22 protein-coding genes are annotated in these 25,616 nt (G+C 44.5%); 13 read left to right on the top strand and 9 right to left on the bottom strand.

Going from position 1 to position 25,616, the window contains the following annotated elements; all coding sequences use genetic code 11:
* Positions 1-27: 27 nt before the first annotated feature.
* The 3 genes from ftsE to G6R11_RS16305 all read left to right on the top strand — a co-directional run bounded on the left by ftsE (position 28) and on the right by G6R11_RS16305 (position 3,367).
* A complete protein-coding gene (ftsE, locus tag G6R11_RS16315; protein WP_163134134.1) occupies positions 28-705 on the top strand; it encodes a cell division ATP-binding protein FtsE in 678 nt (225 codons plus the stop codon).
* Positions 705-1,664, top strand: a complete 960-nt coding sequence (gene ftsX / locus G6R11_RS16310; protein WP_163134133.1) for a permease-like cell division protein FtsX — start codon at positions 705-707, stop codon at positions 1,662-1,664. Before ftsE ends, ftsX begins: the two co-directional genes overlap by 1 nt.
* Before the next feature lie 1,040 nt (positions 1,665-2,704).
* A complete protein-coding gene (locus G6R11_RS16305; protein ID WP_163134132.1) occupies positions 2,705-3,367 on the top strand; it encodes a hypothetical protein in 663 nt (220 codons plus the stop codon).
* A 54-nt stretch (positions 3,368-3,421) separates the two neighbouring features.
* Here G6R11_RS16305 and G6R11_RS16300 read toward each other — a convergent pair whose 3' ends face one another.
* The 6 genes from G6R11_RS16300 to cobA form a co-directional block, all read right to left on the bottom strand.
* Entirely contained in the window at positions 3,422-4,771 is a 1,350-nt protein-coding gene (locus tag G6R11_RS16300; RefSeq protein ID WP_163134131.1) for an MATE family efflux transporter, read from the bottom strand.
* Positions 4,772-5,062: 291 nt separating this feature from the next.
* Positions 5,063-6,865 carry a bifunctional protein-serine/threonine kinase/phosphatase gene (locus tag G6R11_RS16295; protein WP_163134130.1) on the bottom strand — a complete coding sequence of 601 codons (1,803 nt, stop codon included), beginning with the start codon at positions 6,863-6,865 and terminating at the stop codon, positions 5,063-5,065.
* A 65-nt stretch (positions 6,866-6,930) separates the two neighbouring features.
* Positions 6,931-8,397, bottom strand: coding sequence for a NarK family nitrate/nitrite MFS transporter (locus tag G6R11_RS16290; RefSeq protein WP_163134129.1), 1,467 nt, complete (start codon positions 8,395-8,397; stop codon positions 6,931-6,933).
* Positions 8,398-8,482: 85 nt separating this feature from the next.
* Positions 8,483-8,827 (bottom strand): nitrite reductase small subunit NirD, encoded by a 345-nt coding sequence (gene nirD, locus G6R11_RS16285; RefSeq protein ID WP_163134128.1) that lies wholly within the window; start codon positions 8,825-8,827, stop codon positions 8,483-8,485.
* 11 nt (positions 8,828-8,838) lie between these two features.
* On the bottom strand, positions 8,839-11,388 hold the full coding sequence (nirB, locus tag G6R11_RS16280; RefSeq protein WP_163134127.1) for a nitrite reductase large subunit NirB: 2,550 nt from the start codon (positions 11,386-11,388) through the stop codon (positions 8,839-8,841).
* 10 nt (positions 11,389-11,398) lie between these two features.
* Positions 11,399-12,247, bottom strand: coding sequence for a uroporphyrinogen-III C-methyltransferase (gene cobA, locus G6R11_RS16275; RefSeq protein WP_163134126.1), 849 nt, complete (start codon positions 12,245-12,247; stop codon positions 11,399-11,401).
* Between the two features lie 345 nt (positions 12,248-12,592).
* Between cobA and rpoH the strand changes: the two genes are divergently transcribed.
* Together rpoH and G6R11_RS16265 are read left to right on the top strand one after the other, a co-directional pair.
* Positions 12,593-13,441: an RNA polymerase sigma factor RpoH gene (gene rpoH, locus G6R11_RS16270; protein ID WP_163134125.1), complete on the top strand. Its 849-nt coding sequence runs from the start codon at positions 12,593-12,595 to the stop codon at positions 13,439-13,441.
* Positions 13,442-13,539: 98 nt separating this feature from the next.
* Positions 13,540-14,022: a DUF4357 domain-containing protein gene (locus G6R11_RS16265; RefSeq protein ID WP_163134124.1), complete on the top strand. Its 483-nt coding sequence runs from the start codon at positions 13,540-13,542 to the stop codon at positions 14,020-14,022.
* A 64-nt stretch (positions 14,023-14,086) separates the two neighbouring features.
* On the opposite strand, the gene ald is transcribed toward G6R11_RS16265, so the two are convergent.
* The gene (gene ald, locus G6R11_RS16260) at positions 14,087-15,202 is read right to left on the bottom strand and encodes an alanine dehydrogenase (protein WP_163134123.1); all 1,116 of its coding nucleotides are present in this window, start codon (positions 15,200-15,202) and stop codon (positions 14,087-14,089) included.
* 169 nt (positions 15,203-15,371) lie between these two features.
* Here ald and G6R11_RS16255 point away from each other — a divergent pair, with 169 nt between their 5' ends.
* Complete coding sequence (locus G6R11_RS16255) at positions 15,372-15,977, top strand: DUF4202 domain-containing protein (protein ID WP_240352493.1); 606 nt, start codon at positions 15,372-15,374, stop codon at positions 15,975-15,977.
* Between the two features lie 71 nt (positions 15,978-16,048).
* Complete coding sequence (gene glpX, locus G6R11_RS16250) at positions 16,049-17,056, top strand: class II fructose-bisphosphatase (RefSeq protein ID WP_163134122.1); 1,008 nt, start codon at positions 16,049-16,051, stop codon at positions 17,054-17,056.
* 50 nt (positions 17,057-17,106) lie between these two features.
* Here glpX and G6R11_RS16245 read toward each other — a convergent pair whose 3' ends face one another.
* A complete protein-coding gene (locus G6R11_RS16245) occupies positions 17,107-17,481 on the bottom strand; it encodes an acetyl-CoA sensor PanZ family protein (protein WP_163134121.1) in 375 nt (124 codons plus the stop codon).
* A 21-nt stretch (positions 17,482-17,502) separates the two neighbouring features.
* Positions 17,503-17,925 carry a hypothetical protein gene (locus G6R11_RS16240; RefSeq protein WP_163134120.1) on the bottom strand — a complete coding sequence of 141 codons (423 nt, stop codon included), beginning with the start codon at positions 17,923-17,925 and terminating at the stop codon, positions 17,503-17,505.
* 359 nt (positions 17,926-18,284) lie between these two features.
* Here G6R11_RS16240 and G6R11_RS16235 point away from each other — a divergent pair, with 359 nt between their 5' ends.
* From G6R11_RS16235 to G6R11_RS16210, 6 genes are read left to right on the top strand one after another with little or no spacing between them, the layout of a single operon-like run.
* A complete protein-coding gene (locus tag G6R11_RS16235) occupies positions 18,285-18,830 on the top strand; it encodes a GspH/FimT family pseudopilin (RefSeq protein WP_163134333.1) in 546 nt (181 codons plus the stop codon).
* The gene (gene pilV, locus G6R11_RS16230) at positions 18,799-19,317 is read left to right on the top strand and encodes a type IV pilus modification protein PilV (protein WP_163134119.1); all 519 of its coding nucleotides are present in this window, start codon (positions 18,799-18,801) and stop codon (positions 19,315-19,317) included. The genes G6R11_RS16235 and pilV overlap by 32 nt, the downstream gene beginning before the upstream one ends.
* Entirely contained in the window at positions 19,305-20,081 is a 777-nt protein-coding gene (locus tag G6R11_RS16225; protein WP_163134118.1) for a PilW family protein, read from the top strand. Before pilV ends, G6R11_RS16225 begins: the two co-directional genes overlap by 13 nt.
* Before the next feature lie 2 nt (positions 20,082-20,083).
* Positions 20,084-20,593, top strand: a complete 510-nt coding sequence (locus tag G6R11_RS16220) for a hypothetical protein (RefSeq protein WP_163134117.1) — start codon at positions 20,084-20,086, stop codon at positions 20,591-20,593.
* Position 20,594: 1 nt separating this feature from the next.
* Positions 20,595-20,996, top strand: a complete 402-nt coding sequence (locus G6R11_RS16215) for a type IV pilin protein (protein WP_163134116.1) — start codon at positions 20,595-20,597, stop codon at positions 20,994-20,996.
* A 5-nt stretch (positions 20,997-21,001) separates the two neighbouring features.
* Entirely contained in the window at positions 21,002-25,558 is a 4,557-nt protein-coding gene (locus G6R11_RS16210; protein ID WP_163134115.1) for a pilus assembly protein, read from the top strand.
* Positions 25,559-25,616: the final 58 nt, after the last annotated feature.

The raw sequence follows: 25,616 nt of genomic DNA, 5'->3' as shown, positions 1-25,616 counted from the left end.
TGCCTAAACAGTAAAAAAGGTCTAGGAATGATCCGGTTTGAGCAAGTAAGTAAAATTTATCCAGGTAGCCAACGCGCCTTACAAAAGGTGTCGTTTCAATTAGAACAGGGAAAAATGGCGTTTTTAACCGGCCACTCTGGCGCAGGAAAAAGCACCTTGCTTAAACTTATCACCGCTATGGAACGCCCCAGCGATGGCAAGGTATGGGTTAACGGCGACGACATTAGCCGTATCACCCATCGAAAAATTCCTTACCTCCGCCGTCAAATGGGGGTGATTTTCCAAGACCACAAATTGCTAATGGATCGCACGGTATTCGACAACGTTGCTTTACCATTAGTGATTGAAGGCTACAGCATGGGCAACATTAAACGCCGTGTGGCCGCTGCCCTAGATAAAGTAGGCTTGCTCGACAAAGCTAATTGCACCCCGGTTATTCTTTCTGGTGGTGAACAACAGCGCGTAGGCATTGCCCGTGCAGTCGTCAACAAACCTGCCATTTTGATAGCCGATGAGCCAACCGGTAACTTAGACCCAGCACTGTCTCTAGAAATTTTCCGCTTATTTGAAGAATTCAATCGAGTGGGGGTAGCGGTGCTTATCGCCAGTCACGATTTAAGCCTTATCGCTAAGATGCATTATCAGCGGCTAATTTTGCAAAATGGCCAGCTGCTTGATGCCTCACAAGCTGCGGAGGTGCAGTAATGGCTGGCGCTAAACCGCAAGTAAAAGTGGCGTTACCAGTGCGCTTTATGATGTTTTGGGTTCGTCACCTACAGCAATGTATTGCCAGTTTAGGTGAGCTTTGGCGCACTCCTGCTAGCTCAATGCTTACCTTGGCGGTGATTGGTGTTTGTTTGGCGCTGCCAGCAAGTTTTTACTTAGCAACCAAGAATGTGCAACAGCTTACCGCGTATTGGAAAAGCGACGCGCAAATTAGTCTGTTCTTAAAGCAAAACGTCACCGAAAAGCAGCGCGATTTATTGCAAAAGAATATCGCCAGTATGCAGCAAGTTGCTGCAGTAGAGCTGGTCACTAAACAACAGGGCTTGGCCGAGTTTCAAGCCAACAGCGGTTTTGAAGACGTATTGGCTTTACTGCCAGAAAACCCCTTACCCGATGTATTGCTGGTTTTACCTAGCGCCGAATTTAGCACGGCAAGTGCAGCCAAAAAGCTGCTAGAGAGTTTGCAAGAACACAGCTTAGTAGAAGAGGGGCGCTTAGATGTTGAATGGTTACAACGCTTAGACACCATTGTAAGCATGCTGCAGCAGGCAGCGTGGTTACTCATTATCTTGTTGCTAACCGCAGTGGCCTTAATCGTAAGTAATACCCTGCGGCTGAATATTCTTAATCGCCGCAACGAAATTGAAGTTATGAAATTAGTCGGTGCTACCGACGCCTTTATTCAGCGGCCATTTCTATATACCGGTTTCTGGTTTGGCATAGTAGGCGGATTAATGGCGTGGGTGCTGTGTAATATTCTGCTGATTTGGACCGAATATGCCTTGCAGCAAATCGGCTTGTTATACCAGCAAGACATTTACCTATCGGGCTTAAATGTTCAAGAATTTGGCTGGTTAATCCTGTTTGCGACCTTGTTAGGTTTAGGCGCCTCGTGGTTCTCGGTTAATCGCCATATTAAGCAGATTGAGCCAAGCTAGTTCTGCGTGCTGGCAAGCAATAAACTTGTCTGCTGTATCGATTTTGGCCTCTCGGCGACTTCATAAGCTTTGGCAGCTAAAGCCTACGAAGCAAAAGAAAGGCTGCCCGCATTATCTTTATCCTTCCTTACTCAGTAGCAAGCGTGCCTGTGCAACTCGCTACGCTCATACAATGCTCGGCTTAATCGCTTAGCACTTGCGTGACTCAGGTTAATGAAAGGGGGGAGTAAGGAAAGCTAACATATACATGTTGCATTACTTTTTGCGTCAATCCTTCTTTCCACAGCAGTTTGAATCCTTTTATGCTGATGTTTTTATTATTTTACGAAGTAGATGACTGATGTAGCTTAGAAAAAGTGATAATCTGGTTATTATGAATTGTACGATAAGAGAAAACTCCATTGTTTAAACAAGGAGTTTTTCCTCTTAAGAAACAGTTAAACACCAAAAATGAAGTACGAGCCAATAGACATAAAGTGTCCTGATTGTGGAGGCTTAGCAAAATTTGAAGAGCCATTTGAGTTCTTGTCGAAAAACGAGATTCGTCCCGACGAGACAAGACCAAAGCATCAGTGGGGTGGCTGGACTGTACTAGAAGGTTTCCGTCTCAAGTAAGTTGGAAAGCACCTTCTGGACCAAACCAATATCTCAGAGGCGGAGGTGATGCTGGCAAAGTCTGCTATCCGTTGCTGACTAATGGTCTAATTCAGTGTTCTAATTGCCACTCGAATAGAAAGCACAAGTTAAATTGGCCAAATGATGCGTATTGGCAGTGGGAAATCCGAGGTGAGTTATTGTGGGCATGGGATATAGAACATGCTCAAGTAATTCTAAATTTCATTAGAGAAACTGCTAGACCGTCACGTCGCTCGTACAGCCTAAAGTACATTCCTTCACACTTTCTTTCGGCAAAGGTTCGTGATCTAGTAGTTCAAAAAATGGAGCGTAGCGTAAATGCCTAACAAGCGCATGTTGTCGGAATGGTTTTCCGCTGAGCTCCAAACCAGTCGCAAATGTGGGCGTTGACCTAAAGGTGAGTCATGCAATACATATACAGTTTAATACAAGAGAATCCAGGGTTTTATGCGTGGGTATTTGGACTTGTCAATATCGGTTGGATTCTGTTTGCATACTTCAATAAGCAACAACACGAAAGACAGCTTAAATTTCTAGAGCAGGATTTGAGGTTTAATTCAGATAGACGACTTAAGTTGTTCGATCTGAAGGCCACTCAATATAGCCAATATGTCACTGACTTGGATGCATTTGGTAAGAAAAATCAGGTTGAGATGCCTGCTAGAATGCAGCCCATTTTTGAAAGTTATTTTAGTGAGTACATGGCTGCAACTGAGTCAGGGGATAAACAAAGGGAACGAGCAGCCATAGAGTATTTGAGTTCTCAAACACTGTCTCTGATGAACGAAGGCCTTCAAGATGTGACAAAGCTGAAATACGAATCAAACAGACTTAAATTAATCGCCACAGATGAAATGCTTGAAACATTTGAAAAGATCGAATCATTAAACCAAGAAATGTTCGATATAACCAACGAATACATGAGTGATTTCACTGGCATTATTATGAAGCAACAAACAGAGAAAACTGAGCTGTTTCAAAGTAAGGCATCTAAATTAGGTAATGAACTACAAATGTATTCTAAGCGGCTGCTTCAACAAATGAGACAAGAAATAAATGATATATAAATGGCATTACAAAGTGGTGAAGTGGAGGCAGCTACGCTACGGCGTTAACTCCTATTAGTCCGGTGCTAACTTCCGCTTCCACCTATCGCTTTTCCAACGTCGCCAGTTTATTTGGCTGCGTAGGAACTCATCTACCACTCCTGCTAGCAATACTGCGTACAAGCCATAGCCTAAATACACCCCGGTAAAGTAGGCCAGTGGTACCGAAAATAACCAAGTAACCGCAATGGCGTTGCCCGTTACAAATATCGCGTCACCACAACCGCGCAATACATTGCCACTAATAATGTTAATTGCCCTTAAGGGCTCATTAATACTGTGAATTAAACACACCACTACGCCTAGGGCGAGCACTTCAGGGTTACTGGTAAATAAACCCAGTAAGCTTTGGTGAAAGATAAAGATAATGCTGGCCACTATGCCCACGGCTATTAGGCCCCAGCGCAAGCCTTGACGCATTTGTTGATGGCAGCGTTCAAAGTGTCCTGCGCCTGCTAGCTGGGTCACTAACATGGTATTAGCAATACCAATGGCCACTAACATCATGGTGCAGTAAACGTAGATGTTTAGCGCATAAATGCGGACGGTAAGCTCTACCTCGCCAAATTGGACGATCATTAAGTTCATGACCATTACAAAGCTTTGATAAGAGAAGGGCTCAAGCGCCGAAGGCACCGCAATTTTTAGAATGGGTTTAAGGCTAAGGCTGGGTTGTTTAATCGCTTGTGCTAAAGGAAGCTTCACCTTGATCAAAAATAGTACTACCAGCAAGCTAAAGCTAAGGCTAAGCGACCAAGCAATTAAGCTGGCTAAAGCAACCCCGCTTACGCCCATGGGAGTTGCGCCAAACCAACCCAATACTAATATGCCATTACCAATAATATTGGTGACTAGCATTAATGCCGCTGAAATAGTGTTCCAATGCGATTGCCCGTAGCTATTACAAATGTTGGCTAGGGTCATGCGCAAACCCATAAAACCAATACCTGCCCCCGCTAATACTAAGTATTCTGCCGCCAACTCACTCATGTCTGCGGGCAGGCTCATCCACTGGCCAATATTGCTAGCTTGAGTAATAAAGAATAAACCGCACAGCAGCCCTGCCATTACGCCCAACAATATTAAGCCTGCCAGGATAAGGTTGGCGCGCTGGTAGTTTTGTTTGCCCATGTATTGTGATGCGAGGCTAGCACCGGCTATGCCAGTGGCCGAGAAGAATACAATGGCCATAGAGAACCAAGGCATAACTGCACCTACCGATGCAGCCGCTTGATCGGAGACTTGGCTAAGGAATAGCGCGTCAAATACCGGCACCGACATGTTCAGCATAAACTCGCCAAAAATAGGCAAGGCCATACCAAATAAGCCTTTTTGTAAGGTTTTACTTTGAGTAGAAGACGACATGCTGACCACAAACTAGCAAGAAATTGCGCTTATAGTAGGCACTTAGCAGGGGCTAAGCCTTTATGTAAATCAACTTTATGCTTATGAAAGTTAACTTAACCTCAGCTCGGGTTAGTAGACCTTGCTCAACACTGTTCTAAAAGCGCTTAGCCGCGTTGAACATGCTTACAATAGCTCGCTATTGCAGCACATGTTCGCCTTGCTATTCACTTTAATCCCAGCATTGAGTTGTTTAAATGAATGCAATCGAAAAAGTCTTTCTATTTCAATGCCATTTAACCCTAGTTGAGGTTAACTTAGTTGGCTAGCCCATTGCCAAATCACTACCACCAGTAAAAATACCGTGGTTGATTGCCAAAAACGCACCGGATTACGCTCGATTAAGGGTTTGGCTTGGTAGCTGGCTTTAAGCTTGGGATTAGCATGTTGTAAGTCATGAATAAGCTCCGACAAGCTTTGGTAGCGTTGTTGCGGCTTAGGGTGACAGCCTTGCTCTAAAGCGGCGTCTAGCCAGTCGGGCATGTCATTGCGAAAATGCTGAATATTTTGATAATGCCAATCGCTGTAATGTCGCTGGGCAATTTGCTCGCGACTAGCTTGTTTGTAAGGCAAGTTACCCGACAGCATTTCGTAGGCTATCACCGCAAAAGAGAAAATGTCGCTACGGTGGCGGCCGGTTTCGCCCACCAAATACTCGGGCGCAATGTATTGCACCGAGCCTACCGGCGTGGAGTTTTTCTCATTTTGTTCTAATTGTTCGGCAGATTGCACAGTGCCAAAGTCCACCAGTTTTAGCTGGTCGTCGGCGGTAATAATAATGTTTTCTGGCTTTAAGTCGCGATGCACCATTTCGTAACGGCGCAGGGCGCGCAGGGCTTTGGCCAGTTTTTCTAGCATTCGCACTACTTGCTGAATGGGTGGGTGAGGGTGCTTGTCCATCCATTGGCGCAGAGTAATGCCTGGTACGTACTCAGCGATAAGATAACGGAAACGGCGAGTACCTATCGGCTCGAAGGTGCGCATAATGTAAGGGTTGCTTACTACTCTGCCCACCCACTCTTCACGGGCAAAACCAGCAAAATACTCTTGGTCGTCTGCCATGCTGGCGTCGGGGGCTTTTAGAATGCGTACTCTGCCGTTGCTGTTGCCTTGTTTATCTAACTCTTCAACTAAATACACGTGGCTACGCGGGCTAGTATGTAAAATTTCGCTGACTCGGTATTGGTCAATTTTATTGCCCACCGACATCACTGGAGGAATAGGCAGGTGCAATAATTGCGCGCGGCTTTCATCAAGCTCGGCTTCTGGCACGTTATCAACATTTACTAGCATGGCGCTAATGTTGTCGTCACTGCCGGCTAGTTCTGCGGCGTTAACAATGGCGCTGGCTTGTTCTTCTAAACTGGAAAATTTGGCTTGGAGGAGCTTAAGCAGTTGTTGTTCGCTTAGGGCATCATGCACGCCATCACTGGTAAGCATGAAGATATCACCGCTTTCTACGGTGCGGGTGGAGTAATCTAACTCTAGGCTAGAATCTACTCCCATGGCGCGGGTTAAGTGGTTTTTTTGCTTGCCGCGAATTTGCACGTGGTCACGAGTGAGTTGGCGCAACTTACCAGCACGAAAGCGATAAATACGGCTATCACCAACATGAAACAGGTGCGCGACTCGTGATTTAATAATTAGTGTAGAAAGGGTACAAGCGTAGGAGCCAGTTTGTTTGCCTTGTTGAAATAGCCAATTGTTAAGAGATTTTGCTACCTGAGCAGTGGATTTATTGACCGACCAGCTCTCTGGGGTGGCGTAGTAGTCTTCAACAAATTGGGTAACAGATATTTGCGCGGCCATTTTGGCGTGCTCGGCGCTGCTTAAACCATCGGCTAATATCGCCACAATGCCTTTGTAATATCGGGTCCAAGGTTCGGGGATTTTGGCTACGCAGGCGTCTTGGTTTTCTGGTTTAGGACCAGAAATGGAGGCGCCACCAAAGGACGCCTCCAACTTGTTGCTAGCTTCAGAGGATGCTTTTTCGCTGTTACTAACTCGGTTACTGCTTGTCGGCGAAGCCGTTGCAGTGTGTTGTTCTTGGCTCACTAAGATCGCTTCCTTGAGGTAAGCAGCGTGACCAATTAAGGTGCACGCCGCTATACGGGGCCGGCTTAGCTAACGTTGATTAGCGTTACTTCACCATCTGGGCCTACTTCAGCAATAGTGCCCTTCGGCTCTTCTAGAAGCAATAAGGCGATAAAGCCTAGCACTGCCGTTGCGCCAATCACGTAGAAGAACGCTTGGTAGCTTACAAGGCTTAACACGGTTAAGTAGAATACTGCACCTACGTTACCGTATGCGCCTGTCATACCAGCAATTTGGCCAGTTAAGCGACGCTTAATTAGCGGAACTGCGGCAAATACTGCGCCTTCACCAGCTTGTACAAAGAATGAACATGCCATTGCCATAGCTACTGCTAAGAATAGCGGCCAAGTTCCGTCAATTTGACCCATACCAAAGTAACCTAAGGCTAAACCAGCAGTTAATACTAATAGGGTTTTCTTACGGCCAAATCGGTCAGAAATCCAACCGCCACCTGGGCGTGAAGCCAAGTTCATAAAGGCATACGCAGAGGCAAGTAGACCAGCGTAAACCATGTCTAATTCGAATACTTCGCTAAAGAACAATGGCAGCATAGATACTACCGCTAGCTCTGAACCAAAGGTGGCGAAGTACAATACGTTTAGTACCGCTACTTGCTTAAATTTGTACTGTTCAATCTCTGGAACTGGCTTAACAAAGATGTTTTTGTTTACTTGGTAAGTCTTCCAAAAATCCAAAACGTATAAAGCAACTAGGCCAGCGTAACAGGCGTAAACCACTTCTTGGCTAAGCATTTTCACGCCCGCTGGAGATAGTTTCCATGCTAGCAAGGCAAGTGTTGCGTACATTGGCACTTTCATGATTAGCAGCAATACAAAGTCACCTTTAGTGGTTACTTCCATTGCGCCAACATTTTTTGGCTTAAAGTAAGTAGAGCCTTTAGGAGTATCGCTTACGTTTTTGTAGTAAACCACACTGAACAACAAGCTGATTAAACCGGTAAGGCCAACAGCGTAACGCCAGCCATCTTCACCACCAAATACAATGGCTAGTGTAGGTAATGACATTGCAGCTGCAGCGCTACCAAAGTTACCCCAACCGCCGTAAATACCTTCTGCGGTGCCTAGCTCTTTAGCTGGGAACCACTCCGATACCATACGAATACCTACTACAAAGCCCGCGCCAATAAAGCCCAATAAGAAACGAGCGATAGCGGCTTGCTCAAAGCTATTCGCAAAGGCAAACATGAAACAAGGAATTGAACACACTGCCAATAGGGTTGAATAGGTTAGGCGTGGGCCAAAACGGTCGGTGAACATACCAATAACAATTCGCGCAGGAATGGTTAAGGCTACGTTCAAAATCAGTAGGGTTTTGATTTGGCTAGACGTTAAGCCTAGGCTAGCTGCGATGCTACCCATTAATGGCGCGTGGTTAAACCACACCAAAAAGGTAATGAAAAAAGCCATCCAGCTCATGTGAAGTATCTTCATTTTTCCGGTAAAGGAAAAAAGGTTAAATTTCTCTGCACTCATAATAATGTCTCTAAAAAAGTAAAAGCGGTTCCTACCACGCCGCCGTAACGGCGTGGTTTAGTATTATTTTTATTAAGTCTTTTTATTAAGCGGCGACTTTGATGCTGTCACCATCTAACTTCACTTGGAAGGTAGGAATAGTGACGCTTTCGTCGTCTAGGCATTGGCCGGTTTTTAAGCTAAAACGTTGCTTATATAAAGGTGAGGCCACCATTAATTCGCCTTTGAAGTCTCCGATAATGCCGCGAGACAACATGTTCACTTTGCCAAATGGGCAGTAGTTACTTATGGCGAATATCTGGTCGCTGATTCCTTCCCAGAAAATGGCGACTTGTTTGCCGTTGACTAAGGCACAAACACCGGTTCCTGGGCTAAGCTGCGATTTGCGACAAACTTCGGTCCAAGTTGCTGTAGCTACTTCACTCATCATCACTCTCCTTGTTATGGTGCTTCTACAATTTCAATGGTTTGAATACGTTCTTCTTCGGTAGCGGGGCGGCGTTGGCCACGCTCGCGAACATATTGCAGGCTAGTGTCGGTATCATCGGCGTTAATAAACTGGCTAAAGCGCAGCAGTTTTTTCTCGTCGCTAATGGTAGATTTCCATTCACACTGGTAGCTCTCTACTACGTGATTCATGTTAGCTTCGAGTTCTTCACAAATGTTGAGTTTGTCGTCTAGAATCACTTCTTTCAGGTAATCTAGGCCGCCTTCAAGATTCTCTAACCATACCGAAGTACGCTGTAAACGGTCGGCAGTACGTACGTAGAACATCAGTACGCGGTCGATGTAGCGCATTAAGGTTACGTCGTCTAAATCGGTAGCGAATAAGTCGGCGTGTCGAGGGCGCATACCACCATTACCACAAACATACAGACCCCAACCGCCCTCTGTTGCAATAACACCAATATCCTTGCTCTGTGCCTCAGCGCACTCGCGAGTACACCCTGACACACCAAACTTAATTTTGTGCGGGGCGCGTAGGCCCTTGTAGCGGTTTTCTAATAAAATCGCCATGCCAACACTGTCTTGCACGCCGTAACGACACCAGGTAGAACCTACACAAGATTTAACAGTACGTAACGCTTTACCGTAAGCGTGGCCAGTTTCAAAACCAGCATCAATTAACTTGCCCCAAATTTTTGGTAGCTCGTGTAATTGTGCGCCAAACAAGTCAACCCGTTGGCCACCGGTAATCTTGGTGTATAGGTCATATTCTTTAGCAACTTCGCCAATGGCGATAAGTTTGTCTGGAGTGATCTCACCGCCTGGAACACGAGGTACTACTGAGTAGGTACCATCTTTTTGCATGTTGCCTAAGAAGATATCGTTGGTATCTTGCAGGGCAATGTGGTCATCGGTAAGAACGTAGTCGTTCCAGAAGGTGGCTAAAATAGAGCCCACTGCAGGCTTACAAATTTCACAACCGTGGCCACTGCCGTATTCGCTTAGCAGTTGCTCGAAGGTTTTAATTTTCTTAACTCGAACAATGTCGGCTAGCTCGGCGCGTGAATAGGCAAAGTGCTCACAAATGTCGTTGCTAACTTCTACACCAAGGTTTTCTAATTCAGCGTTCATCACTTGAACGGCTAATGCGCTACAACCGCCACAACCCGTTGCTGCACCCGTAGTGGCCTTAATGTCGGCCATGCTGGTTGCGCCATCACGTACTGCTTGGCAAATTTGTCCTTTGGTTACGTCGAAACAAGAACAGATTTGTGCGCTGTCGGGTAAAGATTCAACACCCATTGCCGAGGCTGCACCTTCTTCTGAAGATGGTACTAGCAAGTATTCCGGTGCTACTGGCAATGGCATGTCGTTAAGGAACAGTTGCAACCAGTTGCCGTAATCGTCGGCATCACCCACTAATACGGCACCGAGTAAACGGTCGCCAGCAGCGTTGGTGACTACTTTTTTGTACACTTGGCGAGCTTCATCGCTCAAGCTGTAGCTTAGCGCGCCTTCGGTGTTTGCGTGTGCGTCACCAATACTGGCTACGTCTACACCCATTAACTTAAGCTTGGTGCTCATGTCTGCACCTTCGAAGGCTTTAGCTTGCTCGCCAGCGATATGGTCAACCGCTACTTTAGCCATGCTGTAGCCTGGCGCTACTAGACCAAAGATTTTACCTTCCCATAAAGCACATTCGCCGATGGCGTAAATGTCTGGGTTAGAGGTTTGACACTGGTTATTAATTACAACACCGCCACGAGGACCAAGCTCTAGGCCAGTTTCGCGAGCTAGCTGATCTTGTGGGCGAATACCTGCCGAGAACAAAATCATGTCGGTGTCTAAGCTGCTACCGTCTGCAAAGTTCATGCGGTAGCGAGTATTTTCGCCGGCTACGATTTCTTTGGTATTTTTCTCGGTATGAACTTTTACGCCAAGCTCTTCAATTTTGGTGCGAAGAATCGCGCCGCCGCCGTCACATACTTGCACTGCCATCAGGCGTGGTGCAAATTCTACAACGTGGGTTTCCATGCCAAGGTCTTTAAGCGCTTTGGCAGCTTCCAAGCCTAGTAAACCACCACCAACTACTACACCAACTTTTGAGCTTTCGCCCGATTTGGTCATAGCTTCTAAATCTTCAATGGTGCGGTATACCAAGATGTTTTCTTGCGCTGCTTGATCGTCTGGGCGCGGAATCGGCGGCACAAACGGGTAAGAACCAGTAGCAAGTACCAGCTTGTCGTAGCTTTCGCGACGACCGCTTGAAGTGACGACAATTTTTTCTTCTGGTAGCACTTCTACCACTTTGTCGTTAACAAAGTATTGAACACCATGTTCGTCGTAGTATTCAGGAGAGGTCATCATCAAGTCGTCAGCGGTTTTACCCGAGAAGTAACTTGATAATTGCACGCGGTCGTACGCTAAGCGCGACTCTTCACTGAAAGTGGTTACTTGAACCTGGCCTAACTTATCTTGCTGTATCAGCTGGTCGATAAAATGGTGACCAACCATGCCGTTGCCGACAACGATGATACGTTCCATGTACTCTCTCCTATGCGCTTAGAGCGGCGCTATTTTCTAATTCAAATTGGTTCTGGGTCGCGTCTAACTTACTTAGCCAGTTGAGTTGCTCGCGCAGTGATACCACTTCACCGATTACAATTAATGTAGGGGATTGCAATTGGTGTTCACTGGCGAGCGTAGGTAACTGGTCTAATTGGCCGGTAACAACGCGTTGATCGTTTTGGCAGCCTTTTTCTATTAAAGCGGCAGGTGTCTTTGCACTCTTTCCAAAACGTTGTAGCTGTTGGCTGATTTCAGGCAAGCTGCTCAGCCCCATGTAAAAAACTAAGGTGTGGTCGAGTTGCGCCAGTTGGGCCCAATCGATATCTAATTTGCCATCTTGCTTGTGGCCAGTAATAAAGCTGCAGCCAGTCGCTAAGCCACGGTGAGTAAGCGGAATGCCGGCGTAGCTAGTACAGCCAGATGCCGCCGTAATTCCAGGAATAACTCGGGCTGGAACTTCATGCTCATGTAATACGCTAAGCTCTTCACTGCCACGACCAAAGACAAACGGGTCTCCACCTTTAAGGCGACAAATGCGTAAACCCTGTTTCGCTTTGTCTACCATATACAGGTTAAGTTGCTCTTGCGGTATGCAGTGATTGGCTTTGGCTTTACCCACGTAAATAGTTTTAGTGTTGCTAGGGATAAGCGCTAAGATTTCTTCGCTTACTAGGCGGTCATATAGCACTAGGTCTGCTTGCTCTATGCTGCGTAGCGCCTTTAAGGTGAGCAGCTCTGGATCGCCAGGTCCGGCACCGACTAAGTCAACCATGCCTACTTCAATAGGCTGCTTCTGACTTGTACTAGGATGTTGGCTAATTCTTTGTATGCTCATATCACTGTCTCGCAATTACTTATGCCAGCTATGACGCAATCATGGTGCCAGTAGCAAAAAAAACGCAAAAACTTGATTAAAATCATTTTTTATCAACGAGTTAGCGGTTTTTGAAATTTTTGTTTAGCTTCAACTGTCTATACTCCTTAAGGGATAACTTGCACCTATTTGGTAAAATCGCGCACCTAGAAAGTGCTTAAAAGTGTGAACTATCTCTTATTTAGTGCGTCATATATCTGGAAACAAGTGAGGCTGCGCAAAGCCGTGGAGCCTGCTATATAGGGGGTTAGATCTTGCTAATTGGCTATGGTAGACTCGTTGACCGAGTAATATTTAGAGGTTGAAATGGATCAAGTAAATGCATCTATGGCGCTAGTCCCGCAAGGGAGCATTGAAGCCTACATTCAATCAGTTAATCGCGCTGATATGCTCACGCCTGAGCGTGAGAAAGAGCTAGCCACTCGTTTATTCGACGAGGGTGATTTAACGGCAGCTCGCGAATTAGTTATGTCGCACCTACGTTTTGTAGTGCACGTAGCTAAAAATTATGCAGGTTATGGCCTGCCTCAAGCCGATTTAATTCAAGAGGGCAACGTAGGCTTAATGAAAGCCGTAAAACGTTTTGACCCTAAAGTGGGTGTTCGTTTGGTATCTTTTGCTGTGCATTGGATTAAAGCGGAAATTCATGAATACGTATTGCGTAACTGGCGCATGGTTAAAATTGCTACTACTAAAGCTCAACGTAAGTTGTTCTTTAATCTTCGTAAATCTAAAAAGCGTTTAGGCTGGTTTAGTAACGACGAAGTGAACATGGTGGCTGAGAACCTTGGGGTAACGACCAAAGACGTATTGGAAATGGAATCTCGTATGAGTGCCCAAGACCAAGCCTTTGATTTAGCGGCTGATGACGATGAGCGCGAAGGTAGCTTCGCACCGATTCAGTACTTGGAAGACAAGTCTTCGGATGTGGCTCAGTTTGTTGAAAAAGAAAACTGGGAAGTCGCTGCTGCTAACCGTTTACGTGCTGCTTTAAATACCTTAGATGAGCGTAATGCCCACATTGTGCAACGCCGTTGGTTAGATGAAGACAAGGCAACCTTGCAAGAATTAGCCGACCATTACCAAGTTTCAGCAGAGCGAATTAGGCAATTGGAAAAAAATGCCATGAAGAAGCTCAAAGCGGCCATGGAATAAAAACTTATTAAAAACCTCGCCTAGCGAGGTTTTTTTATATTCAAATCTGCAGCTTGCCTGTGTTAAATTTGCACAAACTTTCTAAAACATGGTCTGACATGGACGGTCCATTCGAACTTTCTAAAGTTAATTTTGTTATTGATGGCGATGGCCGCAAAACCGCAGCAATTTTACCGATAGAGTTGTATCAGCAGTTATTATCTTTACGTGAGCTGGTGGTTGAGAGTAGTCAGCACACCATATCTGCAGAATATTCTTTTAGCGTTAAGCAAGCGGTTGCTCACGGTTATCCCACCGGCGCTAAAAATAAACCCGGCTTTACCGTTGTTAAAGGCTCAACCGCCAATGGTGGTGGCGCAGAGTCGTTGCGCCCTGCAGTGCTAGCCTTGCGAGACCAATTGTTGGAAGACACTGTGTTATGCCGACAAGGAGAGGGTTACGAGTTTATGCGCGATTATCAATTCTCTAGCCCCAGTTCCGCCGCATGTTTGATTGCTGGCAATGCCCGTAGTGGTTTAGATGCGTGGCTAGATAAATGGGGACGTAGCCTTAAAGACCGCGGATATGGCAAAAAGCGTTAAGGTTTGTGACCTAAGCAAATAGAAAAAAGAGCGCTTAAGCGCTCTTTTTAGTTTTTACTTGAGCCTAAGCCAGTAGCTCTAAAGGCTCAACCGTATCAATGCCAAGGGCTTCGCCCACTTCGGCGCATGTTAGCTTGCCATGCATTACGTTGAGGCCATTACGCAGGTGTTCATCATCGAGCAAGGCTTGCTTGTATCCCTTGTTAGCGAGGGTGATGATGTAAGGTAAGGTAGCGTTATTAAGCGCCATGGTAGAGGTTCTTGCCACGCCACCAGGCATGTTAGCAACGCAGTAATGCACCACGTCATCAACAATGTAGATAGGATCTTGGTGGGTGGTGGCTTTGGAGGTCTCGGCACAACCGCCTTGGTCGATGGCTACGTCAACAATCGCGCTGCCAGCTTTCATGCGTTTCACTAAGTCTTTGGTGATAAGCTTAGGTGCGGCTGCACCGGGTAACAATACCCCACCAATTACCAAATCAGCCTCTAATACATGTTGCTCAATACTGCTGGTGGTTGAATAAACGGTTTTAAGCTGGCCGTGGTATTCAGCATCGATAGCCCGTAGCACATCAATATTGCGATCGAGAATGGTGACATCGGCGCCCATACCTACTGCCATTTGTGCAGCATTACGCCCAACCATTCCACCGCCTATTACGGTAACTTTTGCTGGCTCTACCCCTGGTACGCCGCCAAGTAATACACCTCGACCGCCTTTGGATTTTTCTAAGGCCAATGCGCCTGCCTGAATCGCCATACGACCCGCAACCTCTGACATTGGCGCTAGCAAAGGAAGACCGCCGCGTGGGCTGGTCACTGTTTCATAAGCTACGCAAACTGCGCCCGATTTGATTAGGTCGTGAGTTTGCTCTGGGTCGGGGGCTAGGTGGAGGTAGGTGAATAGCAATTGATCTTCACGCAGCATTGCACGCTCAACCGCCTGCGGCTCTTTAACCTTAACAATCATTTCGGCTGCGGCAAATACTTCAGCTGCGCTGCTAGATATATTCGCGCCAACCGCTTGGTAATCGGCATCACTGAAGCCAATACCTGCGCCAGCTTGAGTTTCAACAATGACTTGATGGCCATGTTGAATTAACTCATTCACACTGGCGGGTGTCATTCCCACACGATATTCGTGATTTTTTATTTCCTTAGGTACACCAATCAGCATAGCGATTAACTCCTTTATTGATATATATGTTGGTCATATATGCCGCTCTAATTATTAACATATAGTTAAATGCGCTGATATTGCAATTGTTTTTTGGTGTAACTGTCTGTGTTGTTTTTGGCTTTTCGGTAGGATATGTTGTGCCCTTGTTAAAGGATAAAACAAAGTTATGGGAAAACCGCAAATCATGCAGCAAAATATTCTGAATCAGGTACTAAACGATATCGATCAATTTAACTTAAATGACCCAAATAAGGAGATAGATGAGTTAGGAACCGAGCATGCCAAAGAATTTTTGTACGGTAAGCGCATGTCTAATTGCTTACATGATTTTATGTTAGCGCCTCCAGCAGAGCTGCAAATTGCCGCTCGCGCTCAGCATATTGGACGCTGGCTATCATTACGTAGTGATTACCCAGAAGGCAGAGCTGGATACTTAAAATGGCGTAGTGATTTAGGTAAAAAACATGCTGAGTTGTGTGCTGAAATTATGCGTAAGCACAATTTAGATGAAACGCTGATTGATGCTACTTCCAGTTTGCTGCGCAAAGAAAAGCTAAAACGTAATCCGCTTACTCAAGCCCTTGAAGATGTAATTTGCTTGGTATTTTTAAAGTACTACTTTGTTGAATTTGCTAATAAACATGCTCAAGAGAAAGTGATTAGCATTGTGCAAAAAACCTGGGCGAAAATGTCTGAAGAAGGCCAGCAAGCAGCGCTTGCATTGGATTTGTCTGATGAAGCACTAAGCTTGGTAAAGCAGGCTTTAGCCTAGCTTTTCAGGCTGAATAAAACATAATCTTGTGCTAGTATTCGTCACGATTTTTAGTTGATTAGGCGTATCTGATGAGAAGAGATCTGGCATTTCGTTTTTCCCGCGTGACCGAAGCCGCAGCTTTAGCTGGTTACAAGTGGTTGGGCCGTGGGGATAAAAATATTGCTGATAACGCAGCTGTTGAAGCTATGCGCATTATGCTCAATGACATCGACATTGATGGCGAAGTGGTTATTGGTGAAGGCGAGATTGATGATGCACCGATGCTTTACATTGGTGAGCATGTTGGCACTGGCGGCGAAGGCGTAGATATTGCGGTAGATCCTATTGAAGGCACCCGCATGACCGCAATGGGCCAAAACAATGCCGTTGCAGTGCTTGCAGTAGGCGAAAAAGGCGCATTTTTACGTGCACCAGATATGTACATGGAAAAGTTGGTTGTAGGGCCGGAAGCCAAAGGTTGCATCGATTTAAACCAATCGCTTGAACACAATATTAAAATGGTTGCGTCAGTATTGGGTAAAGACCTGAGTGACATGACTGTAATTACCTTGGCTAAGCCTCGTCATGATGGTGTGATTGCCGAGATGCAAAAACTAGGCGTTCGAGTATTTGCGATTCCTGATGGGGATGTAGCTGCGTCTATTCTATCGTGTATGCCACTTAGCGAAGTTGACATGATGTACTGTGTGGGCGGCGCGCCAGAAGGGGTGATTTCGGCGGCGGTGATTCGTGCTTTAGGTGGTGATATGCAGGGCCGTTTAATTCCGCGTCACCAAGTAAAAGAAGATACTCCAGAGAGTCGAGCAATTGGTGAAGAAGAGATTCGCCGCTGTGAAGCTGAAGATATTCAAGTAAACAGCGTATTGCAGTTGAATGACTTAGCCAAAAACGACAATGTTATCTTCTCAGCAACCGGCATTACTAAAGGTGATTTACTGGAAGGTATTAACCGCCAAGGTAATATTGCCACCACAGAAACGCTGTTGGTTCGTGGTAAAACACGTACTATTCGTAAAATCCAATCAACTCATTACTTAGATCGTAAAAACGACGACTTAAAGTCGATTATTTTGTAGTAATACGGATAGCGAATGATAAAAAAACCAGAGCCATGGCTCTGGTTTTTTTATAGCTGAAAGGTGAACTGGTTGTTTAAGCCAAGGTGCTGATAAAAGCCGAGTACACCGGGGTCATTGCTGTGCGGAAAAGTGACTTGGCTTAGATCTTTTTGAGCGGCTAATTGCAGCAGCTGCTGGAACATGAACAAGCCAATGCCACGACGCTGAGTAATATCTCTCACGTGAAAGCGCTGCACCATTAGCTGCTGTTTATTACTACTTGCAACGCAATATGCAACCACCCGCTGATTGAACGTACAGCTGTAGAGTTGAGCAGCTTGCTGCCATTCTTGCCACTGCGAAGGCTCTAGATTACTGGATATTTTGGATAAATCACTGGCGTATTGTTGCCAGTTTTCAATAGCTTGAAAAGATAAACGCATAAGACCTTTTAACTGTATAAATTAAGAAACTTGAGAGAGAGGTGTGTCGATAATTTGCTCTATATCGAGGCTGTGCCAGTTTTTTAAGAAATGCTGAGCATCTTGGTGAATAAGTTTAATGGCACTTTTCAACTCTTCACTAAGGTAGTCTTTGTCTTGGTTGGCTAATTGGTTAAGGGTGTAGCTTAAGTCGTAAATCAGGGGGCCAAGGTCGAATAGATTATTGGGTTCGACATTTCGTTTATGGTTAGGCTGTGCCCGGCGCTTACGCCAAGTGCTAAAAGCGACCAGAAACAAATGTAATAACTGCTTTGATTCTCGACAATCTAAACACGAACGTTGCACCCACCAAGGCGCATTTCCTTTCATGAAACTGACACATTCGTTCACAACATTATTTACGTAGTTGTCATCAACGTAGCTAGGAACAGACTGAGGTTTCATAAAAAAGTTGCGTGATTATTGGTGGAATTAGATTACACATTTTCATCCTTATACTCCAATGCTTTTACTAGGCCTTGTTAAGAAAAACGCCGTTATTGTCGCTCGCAGGGCAAAATTATGTTGGGTATTGGAGACAGTATTTTGTGCTGTCAAGCTTGCATTACAGAAGTGGTAGTTGGAAGTATGATATCTGTCAACTATTGTTGCTCTGCTTATTGTGTATACAAGGTATGTTTGACAGAATGACTCGCTAATTTATTGATTTTTTTACTATATAGTCTCATCAATTTTTTAACTGTAGAGAGAGTGATTCGCTTTACAATACTTGCTGTGATTATTGCTGTTATGGATGATAAGCAATGCTTGGTATTTCCAAACAAGGCTATGTAGCCAAAGGCTTCACCTTACTTGAACTAATGATTGCAGTGGCGATTTTAGTGATAGTTATGGTGATAGCTGTACCTTCGTTACAAAGTTTAATGCAAGAGAACAAGCAAAAGGTTACTCGCGACTTATTAGTGAGTAGCCTAGTGGTTGCTCAGCAGGAGGCTATTCGTAATAACCTTTCAACTTATGTTTGTCCCACAACTAATGGCACAAGCTGTGAAAGCGCTTGGGGTGCCAACAAAGGGTGGTTAGTATATCTAGATAGTAATCGAGACGGCTTGTTAAGCAGTTCAACGCAGGTTATCGCTAGTTACCCTAAGCCTGAATCTGCTGAGGTAAGGTATAGCGACACCGCAAGTGCTGCTAGAACTACTAGTCGATTTTTTCCTACAGGACACGCTTTAGCCGGAACACTCACAGTGTGCGCACCTACCAATGATTATGACGATCAACGAATCACGATTACACGCATGGGGAGGGTTGAATATGCTTCACCATCAACAGCCTACTGCAACTAAGCAACAAGGTTTCACATTAATTGAATTGCTAATTGCAGTGGTGATTGTAGCAATTGGCTTATTGGGGCATGCAGCGTTGCAGGTTCAATCAGTTAACACTGCACACAAGGCTCGTTTTGCTCAAAGTGCAAATATTGCGATGCTAGATCTGGTACAGAGACTTACTGCTATGCCTAAGGCTGTCGTTAGTGATGAATTTAACGCTGAAAATTTAAGCGATGGTGCTACCCCAACCAGTGAGGATTGCCTCTTGAATAGTGTGACGTGCACTAGAGCTCAATTTGCAGCTTACGAAATAAAAGATTGGTTTGGTAATCACTCTCTCACTATTCCCGAGCTGAGATATTCAATTCAACACGAGAACAATCTAGTTACAGTAAAAATGACTTGGGACGCGAACTTAACCGGTGCGGGTGCTAACGATTGCTCTGCTGATATCAGCGGTGCTAGTCACCAGTGTAGCGAGGTGAGCGTGTGGATAAGGTGATGCGCAAGCAAACAGGGTTTGGTTTAGTTGAACTAATGATTGCATTGGTTTTATCGCTCATTGTAGTGGGTGGATTATATGCTGCTTTAATCAGCGATAAAAAAAGCTATGAAGCTACGCGAGCAAACCAGCTCTTAGTAAATAAAAACCGCATGGGTATGCAAACTATGCGTTTGTATGTCCAGCAAGGTGGATTTAGGGACTTTAATCAACTTTATGATAAAACGTTGATGCCTATCTCTGGTCCCGATATGTTTCAGCTGAGCTGGGATGAAAATCAAATATTGCAAGGGGTTGATAATACTAACCAGTTTGCCGGAGTTAACCTTAAAGCAAATAGTGATGTTATTAGTTTGCGATTCTTTGGTGCAGAAGCCCCCAATGACACTATTTTTTCGTGTAGCGGTGACACCTTAGCAGCGGATACGGTTACAACGATTAACTTTTATGTAAACACGAATAGTGAATTGGTTTGCCGAGATAGTTTTGGTTCCACCATTTTTGATACAGACATAGATAGCTTGCAACTGCTTTATCAAAGCGCAGAAGAGGGTGATTATAAATATTATAAAGCTGATGAAGTCACGGATTGGAGTCTCATTAATCGAGTTAAAGTTGGTCTGTTAGTTGCGCAAGATGTCACCATGGGAAATCTACAAAATACCAATAGTTACCAAGTACTCGACCAGGCGATAACTGCAAACGATAAAAAGTTACGCCAGGTGGTTAGTGAAACAATTTTGTTACTCAACGTGGGAGCGTGAAAATGACTTTATCTATTCGCAACCAGCGTGGTATGGCGCTAATTATGTCGCTAGTTATGGTAGTTATTATTGCTATTATTGGTATTGCCATAGCTCAGCAAGTATCTAGCGGGCGCAAGAGCACGTCAGTGCACCAAGATCATTCGTTAAGTTTTATTCGTTCTCAGTCAGGTATTGCTGAAGCAGAGTACCAAATATATAAAGCTGCTTATGAATCATCAAATCTCCACCCTGATAGTACAGATTCCTTTACTGTTGAACAGTTTGAGTTTGCAGATTGGTGGCAAACTCCAGCAAATTGGCAATCGGCTATATCCGTTATGCAAGGTACTCAGGTTTTAGATGGATCGCCGAAATATATTGTGGAGTACGGTGAATCCCGCCGATACAACCTAGACCCTACAGCGCAAGTACCCCTAACGCGCTATTTACGTATAACTGCAGTTGCTGAAGGCGATGATACAGCTAAAAGCTATTTACAGGCATACATGGAAGTTTATGAGGCCCAATAATATGAACAAGTTTAAAGGATTCACCTTAATTGAGGTGATGATTGTTGTGGCCATCATCGCGATACTGGCTTCTATTGCATATCCCAGTTATTTGCAGCACGTGCAATCTACTCGCAGGGAAGAAGCCAAGCGGACATTGATGGCCGCAGCCCAACACATGGAAAGCTATTACGCTATGCATCTTAATTATAGCGGAGCAGTTAGTGGAGGAAGCCCTACTCATTTTACACCTAAGAGCGAATTTAGTGATTATTATGATTTAAGTGCAACAGGAATGAGCAAATCAACTTACAAGTTGGTGGCTAAAGTAAAATCAGGCAGTGGGCAAGCGAGTGACTCGTGTCAAGAGTTTAGTATTGATAGTAAAGGTATTACAGCAGCAAGCAATGGAGAGTGTTGGTAGTGAACATGGCTAATTATAACAGACCTTGTACGGTAAAGAGCTTGCTTAAGCTGGCTATCTTCAGTTTAGGATTGAGTGCGAGCGCTACTAGTGCAAACAACCTGGCTTTGGCAACGAAACCTCTATATGTAGCTCAGTACTTGCCACCAATGGTAATGTTGGTAATGAGCCGTGACCATAGTTTGTTTTACGAAGTATACAATGATTACTCTTCGATAAAGGGTGACGATAATATTGACCTTGATTTTTCGCCGTCAAAACATGATTACTTCGGATTGTTTGATAGTCACCTCTGTTATAAGTATGGCCTCGCTGATGAAGATGATTCAAATAGTGGCTCTTTATTTGTACCTGTTGCTGGAGTTTCCAATGAGCTAACTAAAACCTGTACCGGTAATAATTGGAGTGGGGATTTTCTTAATTACCTCACCACTACCCGTATGGATGCATTACGCGTAGTACTTTATGGCGGGCACAGAGTTGTTGATACTGACAGCCGTACTGTATTGGAGCGTGCATTTATCCCAAGAGATGCCCACTCATGGGGTAAAAGTTATAACAAAAAGAAAAATAAAGAGAATACGCTTACAGAAAATTATAACATCTCTGATTACACGCCATTTGATATGGATGAAGAAAAAACAACGAGCTTGTTCTTTGGTACAGCAACCTTTAGTGAGGGCGGCTTACCAGAGTTAAGAGTTTATGAAGAAGCTACAGGGTATATATGGAGTTGGGCAACATCGCATCGTCCGGTACTCTCTGAAAATAATGGTGCAGTGAAGGACAAGGAGTCTAAAACTTATACCGTTCAAGTTGAAGTGTGTAATGAGGATTGGTTGGAAGACCATTGTAAAAGGTATGCCAGCGGTGCTTATAAACCTACTGGTTTATTACATGACTACGGTGAAAATGGTCAAATTCAATTTGGCTTACTTACAGGTAGCTATGATAAAAACTTGTCTGGAGGTGTACTACGCAAAGCTGTTGGTGATTTTAGCAATGAAATTGAATCTAACAGCGGTATCTTTAAAACCTCAAGCCGCGGCATTGTTGACACCATAAACAAAATTCGTATTTATGGTTTTAATTATACAGGGAGTGGTGAAAACCATGCCTACAACACCAACTGCGGCTGGATTGTTGATAAAAGTATTTCCGATGGTGAGTGTGTTTCCTGGGGAAATCCTATCGGTGAAATGCTGTTTGAAAGCTTACGTTACTTTTATGGTGAAACAACGCCTTCAGACACATTTGCAGGTGGTGGCACAATCGATACCGCACTGGATTTACCTAATGTTAGTGTGTGGGAAGACCCCTACCAACGTGTTGATGAAAATGGCAATCCATCAGAAACAACCAACTCATTCCGTGATTCTCAGCGGTATTGTGCCAGTGCCCATAATTTAGTTATTAGTGATGTATCTCCAACATTCGATTCTGACTCATTACCAGAAGCGCAGGATTTCGATAGCAATGATGTTACCTGGGCAGGGACTTTAAATTCAATGACTCATAATGGGGGGTTCTCTACTGCTAAGTTACTAGCAACTGTGGGGGATCACGAAAATATCTCGGGTACAGCTAATGCAGATAAAAAGTTCTTTATTGGTGAAGTGGTTGAGAAGGGTGTAAATAACGCCGACCAAGCCCCCACTCCTAAAAAAATAACCAGCTTACATGCAGCCCGTGGTTTAGCGCCTTTAGGGCCGACTTTAAAGGGTAGTTATACCTCGGTTGCTGCGGCTTACTATGGTAACAAGCATGACATGTTCCCTGAGCGTAATGGCAAGCAAAATATTAAAACAACGGTAGTTGGTTTATCTTCCCCTTTTCCCGAGATCAAAGTAGATATCGACGGGGAAATTATCACAATTGTTCCCTTTGCTAAAACTGTAGGTGGTGAATACAATGGAAACACTGTCCCTAGTGGGACAAACTCATTTCAGCCAAGCAGCACCATCGTGGATGTGTATGTTGATAAGCTCGAGAGTGATTCTGGCACATTCCGAGTGAACTACGAAGACGTAGAGCAAGGTGCTGATCATGAAATGGACATGATTGTTGAGTATAGCTATAAAGTATTGAGTGGTTTATGCCCTAATGCTTACGACGCAGATTGTACAAATGGCAAGAAGGGAGTGCAATTAACGCTAAAAAAAGTTGATTTTGCAACTGCTTATCAAATGCATGCGGGTTATATTATCTCGGGTACAGACGGGAAAGATGGTATTTATCTAGATATTCGAGGTAAAAATGGCGTATATACCACATACCATTTAGACACACCTAATGAGGAAGAATCTCCTTATCCTAACAACTCTAGGGAATGGGCTAAAGATAATGCCTCTCCGATGCCAACCGAACGGACCCGTAATTTTTTCCCGGGTTCATCATCAGGTAAATTTTTACCCTCACCCTTATGGCTAGCCGCTAAATGGGGAGGATTTGATGATGAGTCGAATGATGATTTACCCCAGGCTGGTGAGTGGGATAAAGAAGTGGCAGGTGAGCCCGACAATTACTTCCCTGTAACCAACGCTGGTCAACTAGGTGAGCAACTGGGTAACGCATTTGAAAAAATTGCCACAGGTACCAAATCGGGTAACCCTCCTGTATTTAGCAATACCTTTTTAAATACCAATACAAAGCTATACCAATCTACTTTTGATGGTGAGTATTGGAGTGGCGATGTAAAAGCTTTCGAAACTGATGGGAATGGTGGCTTCAAAACTACCGCTGTGTGGAGTGCGGCAACTCAACTTGACAAGCAAGGGTTCGCTAGTCGGAAAATATACACGATTAATTCAAACACGAAAAAGGCCGTTGCTTTTGATGTGCCGAGCAGTTTGGATGGAGGCGACACCACACTTAGCAAGACTCAAATAACCGATTTGTTAAGCGAATACACTGGCAGTAATGACGACAGTGAAAAGCTAAGCTATTTAGAGGCGGTAATTAATTACCTCAAAGGTGAACGGACTCACGAGGGTGCGTCGACAAGCTATGTTATGCGTAAGCGCTTAAGCGCGTTAGGGGACGTTATCAACTCTATCCCCTTATATGTGGGGGCTGCTACAGGACACTCTGTTAAGAAACCGGTGTTAGTTTTTGGCGCTAACGATGGCATGGTTCATATTATTGATGTGGATACCGGTGATGAAATAATGGCTTATATCCCTAGTCAGGCCATTCAAGGTTTGGGACGTTTAACTAAAGGCAGTTATGAGCATCAGTATTATGTTGATGGTGCCACATCCGCATATACTCTAGACGACAAAACCTATGTTGTAGGGCGCTTAGGGCATGGTTTTAAAGGTTTATATGCTCTTAATGTCACTAACATGAATAATGCTAACTCTAACAAAATTAAGTGGGAAATAGATGAAACAACTACTGGTTACAGTGGATTAGGTTACGGCCAGACTAAACCTGCAATTGTAGAATTGGCAAATGGCGATGTTGGGGTTGTTTTCGAAAATGGTTATAACTCTACTGACCCCGAAGGTGCTATATACATTGCAGATTTGAAAACCGGTAAACTTATAGAAACCTTAAAGGTAGGAAGTCAACAAGACCCTACTGGATTAGATAGACCAAACGCCTTAGCAAGCCCTGCTGTGGTAGATCTTGATGGGGATGGAGTTGTAGATAGGATTTATGCTGGAGATTTGTTTGGTAACATGTGGGCATTTGATATTAGTAGCGATGACTCTGATGATTGGGGTGTTGCTCACGATGACAAACCATTGTTCACAGCTACCAGCCCTAACAAAGAAGACGGCAAGTATATTGCTCAGGCAATTACAACTAAGCCATCTGTTGGTGCGCACCCTAATGGGCGCCCACAAGATGTAGGTGTGTTAGTTGCTTTTGGTACTGGTAAGTACTTGGAAATTAGCGATACAAATAGTATCGGGGAGCCAACCCAAACAGTGTATGCAATATGGGATAAGCTTCAATCTGATAGTTCTCTAAGCAATACGCGCCAGTTGGTTGGGCAAATCTCTGATTACACAACAGATATAAACGGTAAAACCTTGCTTCGTCAGGCTATCGCTCGCGAAACAGAAACTAAGCGTTTACTAACAACCAATGAAATTAATTGGAACATGCATAATGGTTGGTACTTAGACTTAATTGATTCCGCTAATGGTAATGCCGACCCCACTAACTCCCAGTCGAAAAACTATGGCGAGAGACAAGTGACTAATAGTTTGCTATTTGGTAGCAAATTGTCTTTTACAACTCTACTACCGTCGACTAATGTTTGTGAAGCTGGTGGTGATGGTTGGTTTATGGAAGTAGACCTATACAGCGGTCAAACTGACAACCCAGGTAAAGGTGACCCCGACCAACCGTGGGGTGATGACCCTATTAAAGAAGATAGTTCACATGAGAAAGTAAATGGTGTTCTGTCGCCGCCGGTATTGATTGTCGACACGGAGACTGAAGGTAAGGTAGTTTTTAAAACAGGGGTTACTAGCTCAGATGGTGAAACTTACTTCTATGATAAAGAAGAAGATGTCGCTGGGCGTTTGAATCTCCGTAAATTACATTAGCTTTAAGTGTTTAACTGCAAAAAAGCAGCCTACTAAGGCTGCTTTTTTTGTTTAAATA

The sequence above is a fragment of the Agarivorans sp. Alg241-V36 genome (assembly GCF_900537085.1).
Lineage (GTDB): Bacteria > Pseudomonadota > Gammaproteobacteria > Enterobacterales > Celerinatantimonadaceae > Agarivorans.
This window is presented reverse-complemented; position numbering and strand designations above follow the sequence as displayed.

Coding starts and splice junctions, on each gene's coding strand:
- ftsE (WP_163134134.1), top strand. CDS start 28: ATGATCCGGTTTGAGCAAGTAAGTAAAATTTATCCAGGTAGCCAACGC.
- ftsX (WP_163134133.1), top strand. CDS start 705: ATGGCTGGCGCTAAACCGCAAGTAAAAGTGGCGTTACCAGTGCGCTTT.
- G6R11_RS16305 (WP_163134132.1), top strand. CDS start 2,705: ATGCAATACATATACAGTTTAATACAAGAGAATCCAGGGTTTTATGCG.
- G6R11_RS16300 (WP_163134131.1), bottom strand. CDS start 4,771: ATGTCGTCTTCTACTCAAAGTAAAACCTTACAAAAAGGCTTATTTGGT.
- G6R11_RS16290 (WP_163134129.1), bottom strand. CDS start 8,397: ATGAGTGCAGAGAAATTTAACCTTTTTTCCTTTACCGGAAAAATGAAG.
- nirD (WP_163134128.1), bottom strand. CDS start 8,827: ATGATGAGTGAAGTAGCTACAGCAACTTGGACCGAAGTTTGTCGCAAA.
- nirB (WP_163134127.1), bottom strand. CDS start 11,388: ATGGAACGTATCATCGTTGTCGGCAACGGCATGGTTGGTCACCATTTT.
- cobA (WP_163134126.1), bottom strand. CDS start 12,247: ATGAGCATACAAAGAATTAGCCAACATCCTAGTACAAGTCAGAAGCAG.
- rpoH (WP_163134125.1), top strand. CDS start 12,593: ATGGATCAAGTAAATGCATCTATGGCGCTAGTCCCGCAAGGGAGCATT.
- G6R11_RS16265 (WP_163134124.1), top strand. CDS start 13,540: ATGGACGGTCCATTCGAACTTTCTAAAGTTAATTTTGTTATTGATGGC.
- ald (WP_163134123.1), bottom strand. CDS start 15,202: ATGCTGATTGGTGTACCTAAGGAAATAAAAAATCACGAATATCGTGTG.
- G6R11_RS16255 (WP_240352493.1), top strand. CDS start 15,372: ATGGGAAAACCGCAAATCATGCAGCAAAATATTCTGAATCAGGTACTA.
- glpX (WP_163134122.1), top strand. CDS start 16,049: ATGAGAAGAGATCTGGCATTTCGTTTTTCCCGCGTGACCGAAGCCGCA.
- G6R11_RS16245 (WP_163134121.1), bottom strand. CDS start 17,481: ATGCGTTTATCTTTTCAAGCTATTGAAAACTGGCAACAATACGCCAGT.
- G6R11_RS16240 (WP_163134120.1), bottom strand. CDS start 17,925: ATGAAACCTCAGTCTGTTCCTAGCTACGTTGATGACAACTACGTAAAT.
- G6R11_RS16235 (WP_163134333.1), top strand. CDS start 18,285: ATGCTTGGTATTTCCAAACAAGGCTATGTAGCCAAAGGCTTCACCTTA.
- pilV (WP_163134119.1), top strand. CDS start 18,799: ATGCTTCACCATCAACAGCCTACTGCAACTAAGCAACAAGGTTTCACA.
- G6R11_RS16220 (WP_163134117.1), top strand. CDS start 20,084: ATGACTTTATCTATTCGCAACCAGCGTGGTATGGCGCTAATTATGTCG.
- G6R11_RS16215 (WP_163134116.1), top strand. CDS start 20,595: ATGAACAAGTTTAAAGGATTCACCTTAATTGAGGTGATGATTGTTGTG.
- G6R11_RS16210 (WP_163134115.1), top strand. CDS start 21,002: ATGGCTAATTATAACAGACCTTGTACGGTAAAGAGCTTGCTTAAGCTG.